This is a genomic window from Bacillus sp. MRMR6 (genome assembly GCF_001940785.1).
Classification (GTDB): Bacteria; Bacillota; Bacilli; order Bacillales; family Cytobacillaceae; genus Neobacillus.
Genome location: NZ_MSLS01000011.1, coordinates 1 through 19,121, shown reverse-complemented (window position 1 = coordinate 19,121; position 19,121 = coordinate 1). Strand labels below are relative to the sequence as shown.

Annotated in this window: 21 protein-coding genes; 16 read left to right on the top strand and 5 right to left on the bottom strand. The window is 39.0% G+C overall.

Features of this window, described 5'->3' with window-relative positions:
* Nucleotides 1-46: 46 nt before the first annotated feature.
* The 14 genes from BTR25_RS12420 to BTR25_RS12355 all read left to right on the top strand — a co-directional run bounded on the left by BTR25_RS12420 (nt 47) and on the right by BTR25_RS12355 (nt 13,854).
* The gene (locus BTR25_RS12420; protein ID WP_075688389.1) at nt 47-1,678 is read left to right on the top strand and encodes a PucR family transcriptional regulator; all 1,632 of its coding nucleotides are present in this window, start codon (nt 47-49) and stop codon (nt 1,676-1,678) included.
* 69 nt (nt 1,679-1,747) lie between these two features.
* A complete protein-coding gene (locus BTR25_RS12415) occupies nt 1,748-3,040 on the top strand; it encodes a Zn-dependent hydrolase (RefSeq protein WP_254842700.1) in 1,293 nt (430 codons plus the stop codon).
* Nucleotides 2,998-3,780 carry a dihydroorotate dehydrogenase electron transfer subunit gene (locus BTR25_RS12410; protein ID WP_075688388.1) on the top strand — a complete coding sequence of 261 codons (783 nt, stop codon included), beginning with the start codon at nt 2,998-3,000 and terminating at the stop codon, nt 3,778-3,780. The genes BTR25_RS12415 and BTR25_RS12410 overlap by 43 nt, the downstream gene beginning before the upstream one ends.
* Nucleotides 3,781-3,782: 2 nt before the next feature.
* Entirely contained in the window at nt 3,783-4,703 is a 921-nt protein-coding gene (locus BTR25_RS12405; protein WP_303046829.1) for a dihydroorotate dehydrogenase, read from the top strand.
* Nucleotides 4,704-4,719: 16 nt separating this feature from the next.
* Nucleotides 4,720-6,120: an allantoinase AllB gene (gene allB, locus BTR25_RS12400; RefSeq protein WP_075688386.1), complete on the top strand. Its 1,401-nt coding sequence runs from the start codon at nt 4,720-4,722 to the stop codon at nt 6,118-6,120.
* Nucleotides 6,120-7,418 carry a CapA family protein gene (locus BTR25_RS12395; protein ID WP_075688385.1) on the top strand — a complete coding sequence of 433 codons (1,299 nt, stop codon included), beginning with the start codon at nt 6,120-6,122 and terminating at the stop codon, nt 7,416-7,418. The genes allB and BTR25_RS12395 overlap by 1 nt, the downstream gene beginning before the upstream one ends.
* 89 nt (nt 7,419-7,507) lie before the next feature.
* The gene (locus tag BTR25_RS12390) at nt 7,508-7,699 is read left to right on the top strand and encodes a hypothetical protein (RefSeq protein WP_075688384.1); all 192 of its coding nucleotides are present in this window, start codon (nt 7,508-7,510) and stop codon (nt 7,697-7,699) included.
* A 723-nt stretch (nt 7,700-8,422) separates the two neighbouring features.
* Nucleotides 8,423-8,626: a hypothetical protein gene (locus BTR25_RS12385; RefSeq protein ID WP_075688383.1), complete on the top strand. Its 204-nt coding sequence runs from the start codon at nt 8,423-8,425 to the stop codon at nt 8,624-8,626.
* A gap of 334 nt (nt 8,627-8,960) precedes the next feature.
* A complete protein-coding gene (locus BTR25_RS12380) occupies nt 8,961-9,128 on the top strand; it encodes a YezD family protein (RefSeq protein WP_075688382.1) in 168 nt (55 codons plus the stop codon).
* Nucleotides 9,129-9,346: 218 nt separating this feature from the next.
* Nucleotides 9,347-10,429 carry a sulfate ABC transporter substrate-binding protein gene (locus BTR25_RS12375; RefSeq protein WP_075688381.1) on the top strand — a complete coding sequence of 361 codons (1,083 nt, stop codon included), beginning with the start codon at nt 9,347-9,349 and terminating at the stop codon, nt 10,427-10,429.
* Between the two features lie 93 nt (nt 10,430-10,522).
* Entirely contained in the window at nt 10,523-11,356 is an 834-nt protein-coding gene (cysT, locus tag BTR25_RS12370) for a sulfate ABC transporter permease subunit CysT (RefSeq protein ID WP_075688380.1), read from the top strand.
* A gap of 15 nt (nt 11,357-11,371) precedes the next feature.
* Nucleotides 11,372-12,259 (top strand): sulfate ABC transporter permease subunit CysW, encoded by an 888-nt coding sequence (cysW, locus tag BTR25_RS12365; RefSeq protein ID WP_075688379.1) that lies wholly within the window; start codon nt 11,372-11,374, stop codon nt 12,257-12,259.
* A gap of 1 nt (nt 12,260) precedes the next feature.
* Nucleotides 12,261-13,331 (top strand): sulfate/molybdate ABC transporter ATP-binding protein, encoded by a 1,071-nt coding sequence (locus BTR25_RS12360; RefSeq protein WP_075688378.1) that lies wholly within the window; start codon nt 12,261-12,263, stop codon nt 13,329-13,331.
* A 163-nt stretch (nt 13,332-13,494) separates the two neighbouring features.
* Nucleotides 13,495-13,854 carry a hypothetical protein gene (locus BTR25_RS12355; RefSeq protein WP_075688377.1) on the top strand — a complete coding sequence of 120 codons (360 nt, stop codon included), beginning with the start codon at nt 13,495-13,497 and terminating at the stop codon, nt 13,852-13,854.
* Nucleotides 13,855-13,919: 65 nt separating this feature from the next.
* On the opposite strand, the gene BTR25_RS12350 is transcribed toward BTR25_RS12355, so the two are convergent.
* Complete coding sequence (locus BTR25_RS12350) at nt 13,920-14,480, bottom strand: HAD hydrolase-like protein (RefSeq protein ID WP_254842699.1); 561 nt, start codon at nt 14,478-14,480, stop codon at nt 13,920-13,922.
* Between the two features lie 128 nt (nt 14,481-14,608).
* Between BTR25_RS12350 and BTR25_RS12345 the strand changes: the two genes are divergently transcribed.
* Entirely contained in the window at nt 14,609-15,316 is a 708-nt protein-coding gene (locus tag BTR25_RS12345) for a DUF421 domain-containing protein (protein ID WP_075688375.1), read from the top strand.
* 9 nt (nt 15,317-15,325) lie between these two features.
* On the opposite strand, the gene BTR25_RS12340 is transcribed toward BTR25_RS12345, so the two are convergent.
* From BTR25_RS12340 to BTR25_RS12325, 4 genes are all read right to left on the bottom strand, one after another.
* The gene (locus BTR25_RS12340) at nt 15,326-15,772 is read right to left on the bottom strand and encodes a ferritin-like domain-containing protein (protein WP_075688374.1); all 447 of its coding nucleotides are present in this window, start codon (nt 15,770-15,772) and stop codon (nt 15,326-15,328) included.
* A gap of 213 nt (nt 15,773-15,985) precedes the next feature.
* The gene (locus BTR25_RS12335) at nt 15,986-16,966 is read right to left on the bottom strand and encodes an alpha/beta hydrolase family protein (RefSeq protein WP_075688373.1); all 981 of its coding nucleotides are present in this window, start codon (nt 16,964-16,966) and stop codon (nt 15,986-15,988) included.
* A 279-nt stretch (nt 16,967-17,245) separates the two neighbouring features.
* Nucleotides 17,246-17,662: a hypothetical protein gene (locus tag BTR25_RS28755; protein ID WP_175596769.1), complete on the bottom strand. Its 417-nt coding sequence runs from the start codon at nt 17,660-17,662 to the stop codon at nt 17,246-17,248.
* Nucleotides 17,663-17,780: 118 nt separating this feature from the next.
* On the bottom strand, nt 17,781-18,035 hold the full coding sequence (locus BTR25_RS12325) for a DUF3949 domain-containing protein (protein WP_075688372.1): 255 nt from the start codon (nt 18,033-18,035) through the stop codon (nt 17,781-17,783).
* A 172-nt stretch (nt 18,036-18,207) separates the two neighbouring features.
* On the opposite strand from BTR25_RS12325, the gene BTR25_RS12320 reads away from it, so the two are divergent.
* A complete protein-coding gene (locus tag BTR25_RS12320) occupies nt 18,208-18,738 on the top strand; it encodes a YcxB family protein (protein ID WP_254842698.1) in 531 nt (176 codons plus the stop codon).
* The last annotated feature ends 383 nt before the right edge of the window (nt 18,739-19,121 follow it).

Genomic DNA, 19,121 nt, shown 5'->3' with positions numbered 1-19,121 from the left:
CCAAACTAGTGTAGTTGGAAAAATCTGCGTTTTTGGGAGGGATTAGATGGGTATTCCTTTGAAAAATTTATTAAAAGTAGGCGGGCTGCGAGAATGTAAGGTGATAGCTGGTCATAGCGGGATTGAAAGTTTAGTAACCTACGTAACTGTTATGGAGGTCCCTGATATTGTCAACTGGTTAAAAGGGAATGAATTGTTGTTGACTAGTCTCTACCCAATTAAGGATGACCCCGGGGCTCAAATTCAGCTTATCGAAAAGCTGAATGCAGTTGGTACAACAGCATTAGCCATTAAGCCAATTCGTTTTATTGATGCAATCCCTCAGGGAATGATTGATAAAGCGAATCAGTACGGAATTACTCTCATTGAAATACCTCAAGAAGTCAGTTACTTAGATATCTTATCCCCTGCCATGAATGCAATCTTTAATGAAAAAGTCGTTTTACAGGAGGACTTAGAACAGGCTACTAGGCTATTAAATGAAATATCAATTACGAATAGTGATTTCAATCAATTCATTAGTACTCTATCTTTTTTAACAAAAAGCAAGGTTTTATTGGAAAGCCATATCCCATATATCCAAGTTTTAAACAAAGAGGAATGCTTAATGCCAATGAACGCGGAACAAATAAAAGAGATAGAAGTCATTCAGCGTCCTATTAGGATGATTCGTCAAAACCGTGAGGGGCAAGATGAATCGTGTATTGTGGCTCCAATTATAATCGATGGGGATCTTTATGGGACCATCACCTGCTGGAATTATAGTTTAGAGTTCATGGAAGTTGATCTCGCCATTCAAGAGAAAGCAGCATCACTGCTTTCTCTTGAATTTTTAAGGAAAAAGGTTCGATACGACATTGAACGGCAGTACAAAAATGATTTTCTTCGGGATTTACTATTCAATCAAGAAATTAATCTCCAGGACTTGGTAGAGAGAGGGAAAACATTCGGTCTTAGAGAAAAGGACTCCTATGTATGCGTCATTATAAGTGAGAAAGAACAGTTCAATAATGAGGTGATTTCCAAATCCTTAAGTGAAATTGAAGCTTCCATACGAGTCGTGGAGTCGGAGGCTTTGGTCGGAACCATCAGGAGTTCCATCCTGTTGTTACTACCTCGAAAAAATAAATCAGATCATGAACTCAAAAAAATAATCGGACGTATTCCTGTTTTGGTTGAGCAGATTGTGCAAGTTGGGATCAGACTTGGTATAGGTTCTGAGGAATTAGGAGTCAGAGGTTTAAGAAAGAGTTTCCGGGAAGCAGAAAAGGCGATCACTCTCGGTTCAAAATTATGGAATCAACAATCAATCATTTACTTTAGTAATCTTGGGGTATATCGGCTAATTGGTTTGATTGAAGATCACCAAGAGCTGAAACATTTCTATAACGAAGCCATGAAGAAGCTTATTACCTTTGATGAGGAAAACGAATTGGCATTAATACCCACATTAGAGAAGTACTTTTCATGTAATGAATCCGTTAAGGAAACAGCGAATCAATTATTTATTCATGTGAATACACTTAAATATAGGCTGCAAAAAATTAAACAAGTCACAGGACTGAGCCTCCAAAATTCGGAAGACAAACTAATGTTGCAAATGGGGTTGAAAATCCATCAATACTATTCAGTTATTATCGAAAAGGACGAAAGAATAACTAATTTATCGTCTGATTAGCCAAATGTTTAAGAGGTCCCTTTATCGTATCTTAATAGTAGAGAGATTATTGGGAATGGGGTGACTTCTTTGAATATTTCGAGAGTGATGGAAACGTTGAATAGTATAAATGAATATGGAAATAGTGATCAGGGCCATTTTAGATTGGCATATACAGAAGAGGAACAAAAAGCTAAACAATACTTAATCCAAAAGTGTAAAGACATCAATATGAAGATTACGATTGATCCAGTCGGTAATATTATCGCGCGGCGTGACGGGGTCGATCCAACATTACCTGCTGTTGCTATCGGTTCTCATCTCGACACGGTGTATAATGGTGGACGATATGACGGAGCTCTAGGAGTTGTTGCAGGTCTTGAGGTCGTCACTAGTTTAGTGGAGCAAGAGGTTTCCACACTCCATCCGATTGAGATTATTGTTTTTTCTTGTGAAGAGTCTTCTAGATATAACTTTTCAACATTAGGCAGCAGGGCGATGATTGGGGATTTGGATGGAGAAAAGCTTCAGCACTTAAAAGACCGTGATGATATTTCTTTAAGGGAAGCTTTCGAGAGTCAAAACTTAATCCTAGAAGACTACAAACTGGCTGAAAGAAATGCTCATGAAATAAAAGTGTTCTTTGAGCTTCATATCGAACAAGGAAGCAAATTGATTGATCATGATAAAACCATTGGCCTCGTGACGGGGATTGCTGCTCCGTTAAGATTAGCGATCACAATTGAAGGGAAAAGCTCACATTCAGGTACAACTGGGATGAAGCAGCGCAGTGATGCTTTATTAGCTGCAGCGGAGCTTTCCTTAGTAGTAGAGAAAGCTGCCATAGCAGAAGAGCAATACGAAACGGTTGCAACTGTTGGTGTCCTAGATGCGTATCCTAGTGCAATGAATGTAGTACCGGGATTGGCCAAAATCAAGGTTGATATTCGCAGCACAGATCGCGATTCTAGAACTCGAGTCTTAACAAAGGTCAAAGCTGCGATAGAAAGCATCAAAAAACACAGAGGGGTCACCATCTCCATTGATTGGATGACGGAAGAAGAACCCGTTATGTTAGACCAGTCAATTACCAAGATTATATCGAATATTTGTAAAGATTTAGGGATTAGTCATATGTTAATGCCAAGCGGTGCTGGCCATGACGCTATGAACATGGCGAAACGCTGGCCCACTTCTTTAGTATTTGTTCCTTCTGTCGATGGTTTAAGTCATCATCCAGATGAATTTACTTCTCAAGAGGATATTGCAAGCGGGGTTAAATTGTTAGAGGAAGTAGTAAAGTTACATGCCATCATTGTAGATGAGGAAGGAGAATCATCATGGAAGCACGTCAAGTCAGAATCATCTCGAATGAGCAAGTAAGTGATCGCTATTGGCATATGACAGTTGATACAAGTGGTATAAGCGAGACAATTGAGCCAGGTCAGTTCTTTAATCTTCTTTGCGGTGACAGTATTTATCCGTTATTACGGCGTCCATTAAGCGTATACCGAATAGACGAAGACAATAAGACTCTTGAATTTCTCTACTTGGTGAAAGGCCTAGGAACAAAGAAGATGACGGAATTTAAGGCAGGGGGACAAATAGATATTTTTGGCCCGCTTGGGACAGGGTTTCAATTAAAGCCGTCGGAAGAAACCATTCTTCTTCTTGCTAGAGGTGTAGGTATTGCGACCCTAGCAGCACTAGCCTATAAAGCAGTTGGTGAAAATAAGCAGGTCATCAGCATCCTCAGTGCCAGAAGTCAAAATGATCTTTTAGCAGCCGAATACTTAACTAGTATTGGCGTGAAGGTTTATAAAGTAACAGATGAAGAAGGAACGAGTGAAGTTAACAAGGTTGAGAGATTAATAAACAGGATCCTTGCTGAGAATGAAATTCATGCCTTGTACACATGCGGCTCGAAAAGATTGTCCCATCTAATGCAGAAAATTTCAATAAGAGAGGGCTTACGAGGGGAAATTGCCCTTGAGGAACACATGGGATGTGCCATGGGAGTTTGCTTTGCTTGTGTTTGTACGATTAAGGATGGCAAAGAAACGAAAAGTGTTCGCGTTTGTGTTGAAGGTCCTGTATTTCCTCTAGAACAGGTGGTCTTATGATAATGAAAACAGCTGTTAATATGAGTGTAGATATTGGTGGATTAGTTTTAAAAAATCCGATCATGCCGGCTTCAGGTGCATTTGGACCTGAAATGGACAGAGTAATAGATTTCAATAAGTTGGGTGCACTTGTCCCAAAAAGTATTACAATGCTGCCTCGTCCTGGTAATGCTACTCCGCGAGTGTGTGAAACACCTGCAGGAATGATTAATTCAATCGGGATTCAGAGTAAAGGAATCAACTATTATATGGAAAACATTGTTCCTTACTACTCCAAATATGATTCTCCCCTCATATCAAGCTTATCTGCAGATTCCATTGATGAATTTGCTGAGATAGCTGAGATTGTCACCAGTAGTAAAAACGTGCATGCCATTGAGTTAAATATCTCATGCCCAAATTTGAAGGGGAACGGAGTGGCGTTTGGGATGGATGCAGACTTAACCTTCGAACTAGTAAAGAAGGTTCGTTCTGTAACTGATAAACCAATTATCACAAAGCTTACGCCAAATGTAACAAGTATACAGGAAATTGCTCTTGCTGCAGAAGAAGCAGGGAGTGATAGTCTAAATGTTGCCAATACCCTATTAGCTATGTCGATTGATGTTCACACGAGAAAGCCTAAAATAGGGAATATTATGGGGGGATTATCAGGTCCGGGAGCAAAACCTGTCATCATCAGAATGATTTATCAGGTAGCTCAGGTTGTTAATATACCAATTATTGGCTGTGGTGGGGTGATGAATGGTGAAGATGCCATTGAAATGATCTTAGCAGGTGCAACAGCCGTTCAAGTTGGTACAGCAAGCTTTATTCAGCCTGATGCGATGCTTACCATCCTTAGGGAGATGGAAGACTATATGGAACAGTATCAAATTAATGATATTCGTGAGTTAATCGGACAGGTAATCATAAATAATTAGCGAGGTGGCCAGATAAATGATGTACGATGTATTGATAAAAAATGGTACCATTGTGACTTCAACAGAAGCATATACAGGGAATATTTATATTAAAAATGGCAAGATAGAGGCAATCACGAACGATGTATTGACCAGTGATGTTCATGAAATCATTGATGCAGAGGGACATTTCATATTTCCAGGTTTTATCGATACACATGTTCATTCCAGAGATCCTGGTGCTACCTACAAAGAGGATTTTTATCACTCTACCCAAGCGGCGGCTTCAGGCGGGGTGACAACCATTTTTGAAATGCCAAATACGAACCCGCCGATCAATAATGTAGAGAACTTTCAGAAGCAGGTTGTTAATTTGCAGGAGAAGGCCTTCGTAGATTTTGGCATCTGGGCGATTTGTCTAGGACATTTAAATCTTAAAGAATATGAAGAGCTTAAAAATGCTGGGGTAATTGGCTTTAAATTTTTCTGGGGATATGCTGTACATGCTGAAACCTTCCAGCTTATGTATAATTACAAGCCAGGTATGGAGGATGTCATCCCACCATTTACAGACGGTCAAGTATTTGACATGTTCCAAGAAGTAGCTAAGACAGGACAAGTGTTTGCTATTCATGCTGAAAATAGCGATCTCATCCAGCATCTTACTCAAAAGGTGGAAGATCGTAACGGGCGTACCTACCTTGATTTATTAGAAGGAAGACCGAATCTTGCTGAGGAATTAACCATCCAATCTGGAATTTCGATGGCTAAGAAGACAGGGGCCCGCCTTCATATCCTTCATGTCAGTAGTGCGGAGGGAATTGAATTGGTCAGACAAGCGCAAAAGGAAGGCTATCCAATTACGGCAGAAACATGCCCTCACTATCTGTTTTTATCAGCCGAAGATTATGATCAAATTGGACCGCAGATGAAGGTGTATCCTCCGGTTAAATTCAAAAAAGACCAAGAAGCACTTTGGGATGCCTTGCTCGACGGGACGATCTCCCTTGTTTGTTCCGATCACGCACCACATACTGAAGCTGAAAAAGACGGTGATCTATGGTCTATCCCAGCTGGGATGTGCGGAGTCGAGACGCTGGTCCCATTAATGTTAAATGCAGTTAATAGCGGCAGTATTACCATCCATGACATGGTCCGCCTTTTATCTGAAGGCCCGGCAAAATTATTTAATGTTTACCCTAAAAAAGGAGCAATCCGGGTGGGGGCTGACGCAGACATCACCATTGTTGATATGGAAAAGGAAACAATAATAAGAAGAGAACAGCTTCATAGCAAGAGTAAGGTAACCGCGTTTGATGGCTTTAACATTAAAGGAATTCCGGTCCGTACCATCGTTAGAGGTACGACAGTCATGAAGGACGGCCAAATTGTAGGACAGCCAACAGGAAGTCTGCTAACGCCTCAGGTAACAAGCTGATGAAAGACAGTAACAAAGAAATTAGTTTTGCAGCCACAGGTGATAGTTTTATAACCAGGCGTCTTTCAAAGCAAGATTTTGATCCGCAGGTTGCTGCGTTAATAGGAAGTGCAGACTTTCGCTTTACCAATTTAGAAATAACGCTACATCGAAATGAAGGATATCCCTCTGCTTTAAGTGGCGGGACGTGGGCAATGGCAGACCCAGAAGTATTAAATGATTTAAAGAAATATCATTTTAATAGTATGACATGGGCTAATAATCATACGCTAGATTATCTATACGAAGGCTTGCAGGCAACTGAGTGCAACTTAGATAAGGCTGATATTGTCCATGCGGGTGTTGGAGAAAATCTAGCAGCCGCAAGCTCTCCTAAATATGTGGACTGTGACTCGGGGCGGATTGCTCTGATTGGCGCAACCTCTACATTCCATGATTTTTGGAGAGCGGGGGAGCAGCGTGCTGATATGCAAGGACGCCCGGGGATCAATCCGCTTCGGTACTCTACCAAGTACCAAGTGACCTCGAAAAATATGACTATTTTGCGTGAAATTGCTGGGAGTACGGATATTAACGCAGAAAATAATTTGGCGATTAAGGAAGGCTTTTCAACAGATAGTGATCTATTTAAGTTTGGCTCCTATACCTTTACCATAGGGGAACAAGAAGGAATGGTTAGAGAACCTCATCCTGAGGATCTGCAGAGGATGACAAAAGCAATTCATGAAGGCAAGCGCCAGGCTGACTATGTGATTGTAAGTATCCATTGCCATGAGATGAATAAGGATCAAAAAGACCAGGCTCCTGACTTTTTAGAAGCCATTGCCCGTCATTGTATTGATGAAGGTGCCCATGCCGTTATTGGTCATGGACCTCATATCCTCCGTGGTGTAGAGATTTATAAGAATCGCCCTATTTTCTATAGCTTAGGCAATTTTATTTTCCAGAACGATACGGTTCAGAAATTGCCAAGTGATTTTTATGAACAATATAATCTACCTGCCACTGCAACGGTTGGTGAAGCACTTGACAAGCGCAGTCAAAATAATACAAAAGGGCTTGGCGTGAACAAAGCTGTTTGGGAATCTGTTATCCCATTTTGGGAAATGAGAGAGGGAGTTCTTACAAGTCTAAAATTCTATCCAATCGAATTAGGATTTGGACTACCACGATATCAAAGAGGCTGGCCGAAAATAACTACAAATGAAGAAGTATTAAAGAGTTTAGAGGAGCTTTCAAAACAATATGGCACAGAATTTGTCATAAAGGATGGAATGGCTGAAGTTATATTAAACTAAAGAAAATTTTGAACATTTACTTGTCATTATTAGTAACTATCTTTATAATTCTTATAAACTTAGTAATACTCAGGAAAAGGGTGGTTATAATGAATAAAGTAGAAAAAGTAAAAGTATTTAGTGAGTTATTTGAATTGGTTAACTACTACTATGAGAATCGTGACCAACCGGTTCATGCTGGTTTCAATTTTTCCGAGAAAGTGGAAGAATGCTGTGAACTGCTAGGTTTAGATGTTAAAGAATTTTTAAAGGAATTTAAAATTAATAAGGAACTATCTTAAATTAATGATGAAAGCTATCGGAAAAAAGTAAGTTTTAAAGCTTCTCGCTTTAGAACTTACTTTTTTTTGTAAAAATACAGCAATAACTCTTAACTTTAAATTTTTTTATTTATGTCAAACAGCATTAAGTGATTTTTCTATACTATTTGAAGGTCCAATTGTTATTCGATGTGAAATCTAATATTATTCCATGATTTTACATCATACATATTTCTGGGGTTATTCTGTGCAAGAGCCGGTGAACCAGTGATTAGCATGAAACCAATACAAGAAATGATAAGTACAAATGGTCTTTTCATATAGGCTATCCTATCATGATGGTTTAACGAAACTAGCAAAGACAAAATAGCTATTCATAGTGTGCAGGTACAGTTGAGGATTTATTCTAAGGGATTAATTTTTTGTCGTAAGTACCTCGGGGTGGACAATTTAGTGCTTGTTTCAGCGGACTTTGTCCCGCGATTTCCTCGGGGCAGACAATCTAGGACTTGTTTCAGCGGACCTTGTCCCGCAATTTCTTCGGGGCAGACAATCTAGGACTTGTTTCAGCGGACCTTGTCCCGCGTCTTCCCCGAGGCAGACAAACAACACTTGTTTCAGCAGACTTTGTCTCGCGCCTTCCTCGGGGCAGACAATCTAACGCTTGTGTCAGTGGACAAATGCCCTTGTTAAAACCCATTACCTAAAAAGAACCACTATGCTATATAAAAGGAGGGAGAGCTCGTGATAAAAATAACCGGGTCACAAACAGAAGCAAAGGTGTTTTCCAATTATCCTCAGGAAACCACGCTTGAGCAGATTAAAGAGCTCTGTAATCAAGCCTTTTTAAAGGAAACGAAGATCAGTATTATGCCAGACTATCATGGGGGAAAGGCTGTGTCATTGGCACGACCGACCATTCAGTTAAAGGATAATCGACTTTGTTGATAATAGAAAAAAGAATTGCTGAATGGAATTTAAAATCATACTTGACAGGTCGGAAAAGTCAGAATAAAATATAAATAATTCATAGAAATCTAAAAATCAAAATTTAGCTGATTGGTCAACCAAAAGCTTATATCCATTTTTGGCGTATAAGCTTGATTTTCATTCAAGGGGGAACTGATATTATGATTTTTCCGATTAGTAAGGGGAGTCCACACTGTTGCCCTTTGTCCCGCACTTTTCATCTGGTTTATGTACATGAATTTAATTCATGTAAATTTTTTACCCTAAAACCAAGTATTCTTATATGATATAGCGGAATAGAGGAGGTGGTTATATGGCAGTTGTTGATCCAATTAAAGCCAATTTGATCCTATCCGCATTAAAGGATATGGAATATGGTTCAGTCATCATAACCGTTCATGACGGTATCATCACTCAAATCGATAAGACAGAAAAAACACGATTTGGGATTAATAAGTCAGTTTCTAAAGAACAAAAATAACAAAGAAAAGTATCACACTACTAATCAATCATATCTAAAGCTCCATGAATATATTTGCCGATCAGTCATACTGAAGGCTGTTTATTTTTAAGACAATGCGAATTAAAGCTTGTTGATGATCCGGACTTGTTTCCGAAATTCAACAAGAGTTTTCTTTTCGCATGTTGGCTTAAAAGTAGGCAGCCTTTTTATATGAAAAATAAAAGGGAGGAATTACCATGTTGTTTAAACAAAAACCTTTTTTCAAATTTACTTTGATACTTATTTTTCTGGCGCTTAACCTTGTAGCCTGCTCACCAAATAAAGCGAGTAATCAAGCTGACAACAAAACAGTTGAAGGTAACGACCAAGAAGTTATAAAGAAGGAACCTGTTCAGTTATTAAATGTGTCATATGATCCGACTCGGGAACTATATGATGAATTTAATAAGGAATTCGCTAAATATTGGGAACAAGAAACAGGGCAGGAGGTTACCATTCAACAGTCACACGGTGGTTCTGGGAAACAAGGGCGTGCTGTTATTGACGGTCTTGAAGCCGACGTCGTCACCCTAGCCTTAGCCTATGACATTGATGAAATTGCAGAATTGGGTCAATTACTGAATAAAGAGTGGCAAACGGAATTTAAGGACAATTCAACACCCTATACATCTTCTATTGTTTTCTTAGTCAAAAAGGGTAATCCAAAGGCTATCAAGGATTGGGATGATTTAATCAAGGAAGATGTCTCTGTCATTACCCCAAATCCAAAGACATCAGGTGGAGCAAGATGGAATTACCTAGCAGCATGGGCATTTGCCCAAGAAAAATTTAACAATGATGACGTTCAAATAAAGAAATTTATCAGTCGATTATATAAAAATGTTGAAGTGTTAGATTCGGGCGCACGCGGTTCAACGACTACGTTTGTTGAGCGTGGTATTGGTGATGTTTTAATTACTTGGGAGAACGAAGCATTCCTAACACTTAATGAACTAGGAAAAGACAAATTTGAAATTGTCGTTCCGTCCATCAGCATTTTGGCAGAACCACCTGTTGCGATTGTTGATAAAGTAGTAGATAAAAAGGGTACGAGAGAAGTAGCTGAAGCGTATTTAGAATTTTTATACACGGATATTGGCCAGGAATTAGCAGCCAAACATTATTATCGACCTCGGAATGAGGCTATTCTCGAAAAGTATGCTGATCAATTTCCAAAGATAAATTTGGTTACGATTGATGAAGACTTTGGAGGCTGGCAAAAAGCACAAGAAACGCACTTTAGCGACGGTGGAACGTTTGACCAAATCTACCAGCCATAAAATCTAGTTAGCACGTGTAAGGGTGTTCCATATTCACAGGACTTTTGTGAACTGGTACACCCCTAATGAATCACTTCGGAAGGGGTCAACCTCATGCCTCGTATACAAAGCATGAAATTGAAAAAAAATAGTGTGTTACCTGGATTCGGTCTATCCCTAGGGTTTACGATGCTGTACATTAGCATTCTCGTCATTCTGCCTTTATCGATGATATTTTTAAATTCCGTGACGGTTGAATGGTCAAAAATCTGGGGAACTATTTCTGATCCCAGGGTGGTAGCATCCTATCGGCTTAGCTTCGGGGCATCATTTTTAGCAGCACTAATCAATGTTGTTTTTGGCGTGTTAATTGCATGGGTCCTGGTTCGTTATCGTTTCCCAGGAAGTCGAATCATTGATGGGCTGGTGGATCTGCCGTTTGCCTTACCAACTGCGATTGCTGGTATTGCCTTAACGACTCTGTACGCTGAAAATGGCTGGGTCGGACAATTCTTAGGTTTTAAAGTGGCATTTACTCCAATTGGGATCACGCTGGCCTTAACTTTTATCGGATTGCCTTTTGTGGTTCGAACGGTGCAGCCAGTTTTACAGAGCTTAGAAAAAGAAATTGAAGAAGCCTCTGCTTGTTTGGGGGCAAATCGTCTCCAAACCTTTGCTAGAGTGATTTTTCCAGAATTACTTCCTGCTGCACTTACAGGCTTTGCTCTTGCCTTTGCCCGTGCACTTGGAGAATATGGATCGGTGATTTTTATTGCAGGGAATATGCCGATGCGTACAGAAATCACCCCACTATTAATCATGACAAAGCTCGAACAATATGATTATGCCGGGGCTACAGCAATTGCCGCTGTCATGCTTATTTTTTCTTTTATTATTCTTTTGAGTATTAATCTATTGCAATGGTGGACTAATAAAAAATTTATTTAGTGATGGGGTGTATGAATGGCTGGAAATGTTTCATTGCAATATTCAAGTCCACCAGTGCCGAATACCAATCAAACCTCTGAATCACGGTTTGTACGTTGGGGACTTATTACAGTTTCTTTAGGATTCTTATTTTTGTTTCTCGTTTTACCGTTATTAGCTATTTTTGTAAAAGCCTTTGAAAAGGGTAGTGCAGTTTTTTTCGCAGCGATAAGTCATCCGGATGCCTTATCGGCAATCAAGTTAACGTTGCTCGTTACCCTGATTGTCGTTCCGCTTAATGCTATATTTGGAATTGCAGCGGCCTGGCTCGTTACAAAGTTTGAATTTAGAGGGAAGAGTATCTTAATTACGGTTATTGACCTTCCTTTTGCGATCTCTCCGGTTATTGCGGGCTTGGTGTTTGTATTATTATTTAGTTCTCATGGCCTGTTTGGGCCCTGGCTCCTGGATCATAATATTAGAATCCTTTTTGCTGTACCGGGGATTGTGCTTGCAACCCTTTTGGTAACTCTACCATTTGTAGCTCGAGAACTCATACCGTTAATGCAAGCACAAGGAACGGCGGATGAAGAAGCATCAGTAACGCTTGGCGCGAGTGGATGGAAGACGTTTTTATTTGTGACCCTGCCGAATATTAAATGGGGCTTATTATATGGGATTATTCTCTGCAGTGCCCGTGCCATTGGCGAGTTTGGGGCGGTATCAGTCGTTTCAGGGCATATTCGTGGGTTAACAAACACGATGCCTCTCCATATTGAAATTTTATATAATGAATACCAATTTTCAGCAGCCTTTGCCGTTGCTTCCATCATGTCCTTTTTCGCCATTATTACGTTAGTTGTGAAAAATTTTATTGAATGGAAAGCAAAAAAATCATTTATTCCAGAAGGAGGGGGTTCCTAAGATGAGTATTCAAATTAACAACATCTCAAAATCATTTGGGGCATTTAAAGCCCTTGATAATATTAACTTTGATATTAAAACAGGTGAACTGGTTGCGCTCCTTGGACCCTCTGGTTCTGGAAAAACATCGCTGCTTCGAATCATTGCCGGATTGGAAGCGGCGAATCAGGGAGCCATTTTATTTGAAGAAGAAGATATGACTCATATTCATACAAAAGAGCGAAAAGTAGGCTTTGTTTTTCAACATTATGCCTTGTTCCGACATATGACTGTGTTTGAAAATATCGCTTATGGATTGAGAGTACGTCCACGAAAAACCCGCCCCTCCAAGCAAGAGATTGCAGAAAAGGTATGGGAATTACTGAAACTAGTCAAGTTAGAGGCCTTTGCGAATCGTTATCCGTCCCATCTGTCAGGGGGGCAACGACAGCGCGTGGCATTAGCGAGAGCGTTAGCAGTTGAGCCAAAGGTTCTTTTGTTAGATGAACCGTTTGGAGCATTAGATGCGAAGGTACGGAAAGATCTTCGCAGGTGGTTACGAAGGTTGCATGATGATTACGAAATCACCAGCATTTTTGTAACGCACGATCAGGAAGAGGCCCTAGACGTAGCGGATCGAATTGTGGTTATGAATGAAGGGAGGATCGAGCAAATAGGAACCCCAGAGGAAGTCTACGAAAAACCGAATAGTCCGTTTGTTTATCACTTTTTAGGTAATGTAAATTTGTTTAAAGGGCGCCTGGATAAAGGGAAATTACGTCATGGGAATTTTGAGGTTGATGCACCTGAATTTTTGGAAAAAGAGGATACCGAAGCAGTGGGGTTTGTCCGACCACATGATATAAGCATTGAACGGGTACCAAGCAGGGACGCAGTCTCAGCTAAAATAAGTCATGTCCATTTGGTCGGAGCTGTTGCACAATTGGAGCTAGTCCGACATGATACAGGCGAGTTTCTGGAAGCAGAACTAATGAAAGAACACTTTCGGAGTCTACATTTAAAAACTGGAGATGAAGTGTATGTAAAGCCCAAACATCTAAGAGTGTTCATCCCTGAGGACTATTCCATCTAGCTTCTAGTGTGTTGGGTATCAAATCATATTTCAATCTTATATAGAAAACCAATCTATTCCAGGAAAAAAAGAAGATGTCCTTCATCGATGATCTAAAAAATGTAACTTAATAAAAATTCTACCGACTAATCATATAGATGGATTAAAATGGGGGGTAGATATTGTGCTGAAATGGAGAAAACTGGCGTTAGTGATGGTTTGCTTCTTGATGTTGTCATTCTTAGGTGCTTGTGGGGTTAGCAAAGATCAAAACGAGGAAACTGGTGAAGAAACAGCAGGTAATGCAAGTGGTATCATGCTTGCTGGGCAAGAAGCCCCAGAAATAGTTGGAATCCTAAAGAGTATCGAAGCTAACGATGAGGTTATGATCACAGTAGAAGGTCAAGATGTACAATATCGACTATCAGAAGAAGCTAAAAGTCAAATTGATAAAAAAGAAGTGGAACTAGACAGTGAGGTTACCTTCACTACCTTCTCAATTGGAGACGACAAGGAAACGGTTGCTGAATTTATCATTGAGTAGTATTCAAAAGGTATTTAGAAAGAGCTCTTTTCTGCAAAGAGCTCTTTCTCTGTGGTGTGCCCATATTATAGGTGATTCAAGACTGTATCACGAAAATCAGCATAGTCATCAATATGAAAATCAGCCTCGATATTTCGATTTTGAAAGGCAACGGTTTTGATCCCTAATTCTCTTGCAGGAATTAAATCTAAATCACGGTCACCGATAACTAAATCGATAGGATGGATTTTTATCACATGCTCATAAGAAGAAATATGAGGCTTTCTCGTAAAACCTTGTTCTTCCACCGACACGATTTCTTTAAAGTATTGAATTAACTTAAATTTTTCTAAGAGGAAGATCGTTGATTCTTTATCCCGATGTGTAACGATAAAATTATCATCGGCAATCGATAATACTTCTTCTAAATGCTTAAAAGGCTTACTGCTAAAAGAATATTCGTTATATAACTTTATATACTCCGCACGTCTGCTTTCATCAATCCCATAATGCTTAAAGGCTTCTTTTGAATTGATTTTCAGCCAGCGTAGCACTTCGTTGGGCTCTAGTTTCCGCCCGCTTAAGTGAATGAAACCTTCGACAAGCGCTGGATAGGTGTCAAATAATGTTCCGTCAAAATCCCACAATATATTTATGGTAACCCCTCTTCTCTTTGTTGTTTAGTGTATCTACCATTATAGAAATTCCGTATCAGAAAATAAAGTTTTTTCTTTAATTGGATATGATATGAATATTGCATATGAAGGAGAAAACAATGAAGGACTTACTTATCCCCATTTTGAGAACAGGTACTAGTTTTATTATACTAATGTTTGTTACATTTTTTATCGGAAAGCATATTAACAGCCACAAAAACCACTATAGCTTTGCTTTGTCGGTAACAATTGGTTCCTTTATTGCAAACATGGGATTTGATACTAGTATAAAGTTCAAGGAAATGTTAGCTTCATTCTTGAGCTTAGTATTAATGTATTATTTATTCATGGTGGTTTCTTCAAGAAGCAGGAGGATCCGGAAGTGGGTATCTGGGAAACCGACTGTGCTCATTGAGAAGGGGAAATTACTTGATGAGAATATGAAAAAGGCAAAGTTTTCACTTGACGACCTCAATCAACTTTTACGTGAGCAGGGGATTTTTAATATATATGAATTGGAGTATGTATTGCTTGAAGTCAGTGGGGAATTGTCCATTTTAAAAAAACAGCCCTACCAAAATCCAGTAAAGCAAGACTTCAATATGGCACATTCTTCGGTGTCACTGCCTATTGAGTTAATTATGGACGGAGAAATTATAGAAAAAAATACGGCCGGCAAATACAACAGGGAATGGCTTGAAGTGGAGTGCCAAAAAAGAAATTTACAGATCGATGAGATTTATTATGCGGTCATCAATAGTAACGGGACTCTCTTTATTGACAAGTATGAAGATCAATTATCATCAACAACTACTCTTTCAAAATGAAAACCCAGTCTATTGACTGAGCATTTTGGACAAGAAATATAAAAACCATACAGCATGATTTTGTTCGTCGGCAGAGGCTCTGCGAAAAGTGTCTTTAATAAATTGATTATTTGCTTGATCAGCAATATCTAGATAAAAGTCTACAGTTTCTTGTTCATCCCGGAAGGCAAGTTCAACGCCTTCTTTATAGACAGATGGGCACTCCTCCGTAATCTTTGGCTGATATTGCCTCCCAGTAAGACTAGTATAAATCTGCAAGAAACTTTCCAAGTGTTTCTGTTCATCCGCTCGTATTTCTTGGAGTTGCTGTTTTTCATCTTGTCTTGAAGCCAGTTTAGCAAGTTGGTCGTAGCACTGAACCGCACTGTATTCTCCGTTAATCGCTTTCTCAATATTGCTAACCAACAATTCCATTTGTCTATACAGTTCTTCGTAATTATTCATGTTAGGGTACATCGAAGACCTCCTTCTCAAAGTCCTTGTATACTATGAACAAGGTTCTTCTAAAGTGTAAGTCTAAAAATAATCTTATGGTATATACCAATCGAATAAGCGATAGAAGTATGGAATGCATCCACTAACACCCAATACTTGGTTTAAATTAATTTTTGGAAAAAGAACATGCCTTGGGCATCGTAGAAGTTGAACGATGCCCAAGGGTTTTACTATTTATTTTACCAACATTTCGAATTGCGCTACACTCACTTCTCTATTCTTCCAATTTCGTAGCCATGACGCCACTTTGTCTTTTAATTCACGGTCCACAGGCTTTTTAAGGTTTTTCTTATAGTCATTCATGATTTTACTCATGCTGTACGCTGCATCGGTTTTACGAAGCATATGGTTCATATCTCGAATGATATGTGTTTCGCATTCACCTTGAACAAGTACTTTGATTTTCTCTAAATCACTAACCTTTGCATTGATATCCTTCGTTCCAGTAATGGCAAGGACAGAGCAAGTTACTTTTGGGAGCAATTTTGAGACATCAATATCTGCATGCTCGCGGTTCCACTTCGCATTAATCTTTTTCCCTTTGTATTTAATCACAGGTTTGTCCGTTCCTAATATCGCCTTTGTCAAATCTTCATTCATTTTATGAATCTTTTGATCAATTTTTAGCAATCTTGTAATCCAGCCCTCGAAGCCTTTTAATGAACGTATGTCTTCAGCAATTTGTTCTCTTTGCCAAGCGGTTGTCTCTTCTAAAGGCTCGGCTGTTCCAGCAAGTAGAATCATCCCATCTACTGAGACTCGCTCATTTACATATGGGGCAATAATACAGCCCTCACTGTGCCCTAGTAGAATAATATTTTCTTCATCAATGTTTGGATGACTTTTCGCGAATGCTACAACGGCCTGTGCATCGTCAATTAAATCGTACACTCCTGTTTCAAGATAGTTCCCTTTGCTTGCCCCTATGCCTCTTTTATCGTACCGAATACTAGCAAAGCCTTCTTCTGTCGCTAACTCACTTAATTCCTTAAATACATTGATTGGCATTCCTTTTGCATTAGAATCGCGGTCAGTCGGTCCGCTTCCATGTACCATCACGATTAGAGGATATTTTTCTAGACTTCCGTCCGGAATGGTTAATGTTGCTCCTAGCGGGTACTGACCTTGTACGATCACTTCAAATTCTTTACTCATTAATATCCTCCACCTTTTTTATCTATCATTCTCGTTATAATTTATTAGCTAAAGATATTACGACCTAGGTAGGGGATTCGTTCAAATTTTTTCCAAAAATAATTTCATTTAGGAAAAAGTAAGAAATAGACTAACTGAAATGACTTAGAAACGGCATCTATGTAAGAGAGATGATAAAACTAATCAAACGTTTGATTGAACTCGCAAATCCTAAGGACCATATGGGTTTAATGCTGCTAATCAAACGTTTGATTAAATTATGGTGAATTAACAGGATTATTAATAATATCCTTCGCCATAACCGCCACCATAACCTCCACCGTAATATGGATAACGGAGTAATCTTCTTAATAAATAATAAGGGAAATGTTGGCGTCTGTAGCGTCGATATCTCCTTCGAGGATGTCCATATCCGTCATGACCGCCACCATAACCTCCGTAGCCTCCATAACCGCCATTTCCGTTATAGCCCCCATCAAAACCTCCACCATAACCGCCGCCAAAGCGCATATCGTCTTGGTCTGCATCTACGTCTTCAGGAACTAACATTGTCACACCTTCGTCATCCATGTCTTCAATAATTCCGTTCATTTGTGAACCATCAGTAAGCTCACCCATTACATGATAATTCATATACTGCTGACATAGTCCTTTTATTTGGCTGTGCTGCTGATTGCCGCCTTGATAAGGATACATTGGAATACCACTCCTTTCATATACATCAGTATGGTATTCCCAAAGACTTGGGCAATGTTACTAAAAATAAAAAACCAAGGTCTCATATGAAGACCTTGGATTTATGATTTTAGTGCTATTAACGGTGTTTAACTTTATATATTATTGTCGCTAAAATATTGGCTAAAAAGAAAAGCATATTACCCTGCGCATTGGCATGTAATACTTGATGTTCAAACTCCATCTCCTCATACATATCACCTTGGCTTTTCTTCTTTGCGTTATTTATTATTCTCATTTCTTCTAACTGTTTTATATACCTGTATTGGAACGGCACCAAAACCAACGATAACACAATATAACCTATAACAAACCACATCATTATTTGAGTCATGAAGCATCTCTTTCTTAATAAACCTTCCTATAAATACCTACGAATGAGGAAATTAAAAGTTTCCTTTTTTTACTAATTCAAGTCTAATTAACCGTTTCTAAACAAGTACGTTTGATATAATAAAGAGTAGTTAATCTAATTTTATTTATAGTTATATTGATAGGGGAATGTGATGGGAATGGAAATTAAGTACAATTTGTCCGAAGAGGATTATTTGAAGTTTAATCTGTTTCATGTTAAAAATTCAGAGACTGCAAAAAAATCGCTTAAAATGCAACGATATGCAACACCAATTATCTACATAATTATTGCATACGTTTTTGCTAATCTTGCAGATATTCCCTTTCTCTACACCTTTCTTCCGTTTGCTTTTATTGGCGGACTTTGGTCGATTTTTTATCCTAAGTATTTTTATAACCATATTAAACGTCAAACTAAAAAAATGATTGCTGAAGGTAAAAATGATGGGTTATTGGGACGTCATACGATGAATTTATCAGAAGAAGGAATTGTTGATACGACCGCTAACGGAGAAACCAAGGTAAACTGGTCGGGTATCATCAAGTACAAGGAGGACGATGCGACCCTTTATCTCTATAATAGTTCTGTAAGTGCTTATATCATTCCTAAACGAGACATACCTAATATAGAGGAACTCAAAACATTTCTAAACGAAAAGTTATCACATAGGGAAAAACCCTAAATCTTAGGGTCAGGCTGTCGAGAAACTTTCGACAGCCTCTTATTTTTATGCAAGTATTTTAACGATTCACCGCGTTAATTTGTTATAATATTATTATAAAAGGCTTTGAAATATGTCTGTTGAATTGCGCTCCAGGCACTTCGCTTTCCGCGGGCGGTCGGTGAGCCTCCTCGTCGCTTGCGCTCCTGCGGGGTCTCACCCTGACCTTCTAGTCCCGCAGGAGTCTACGTGCCTTCCACGCAATTCAACAGAGTTTAAATCTATAGTGTACAGCTCTCTACATAATTAAAAATTAAATAATAAGTGGTGAAATATATGTTTAAACCAAAAGTATCAACCCAAAATGAATTTGAATTTGTAACTATTGATGACTTGGTTCCTGA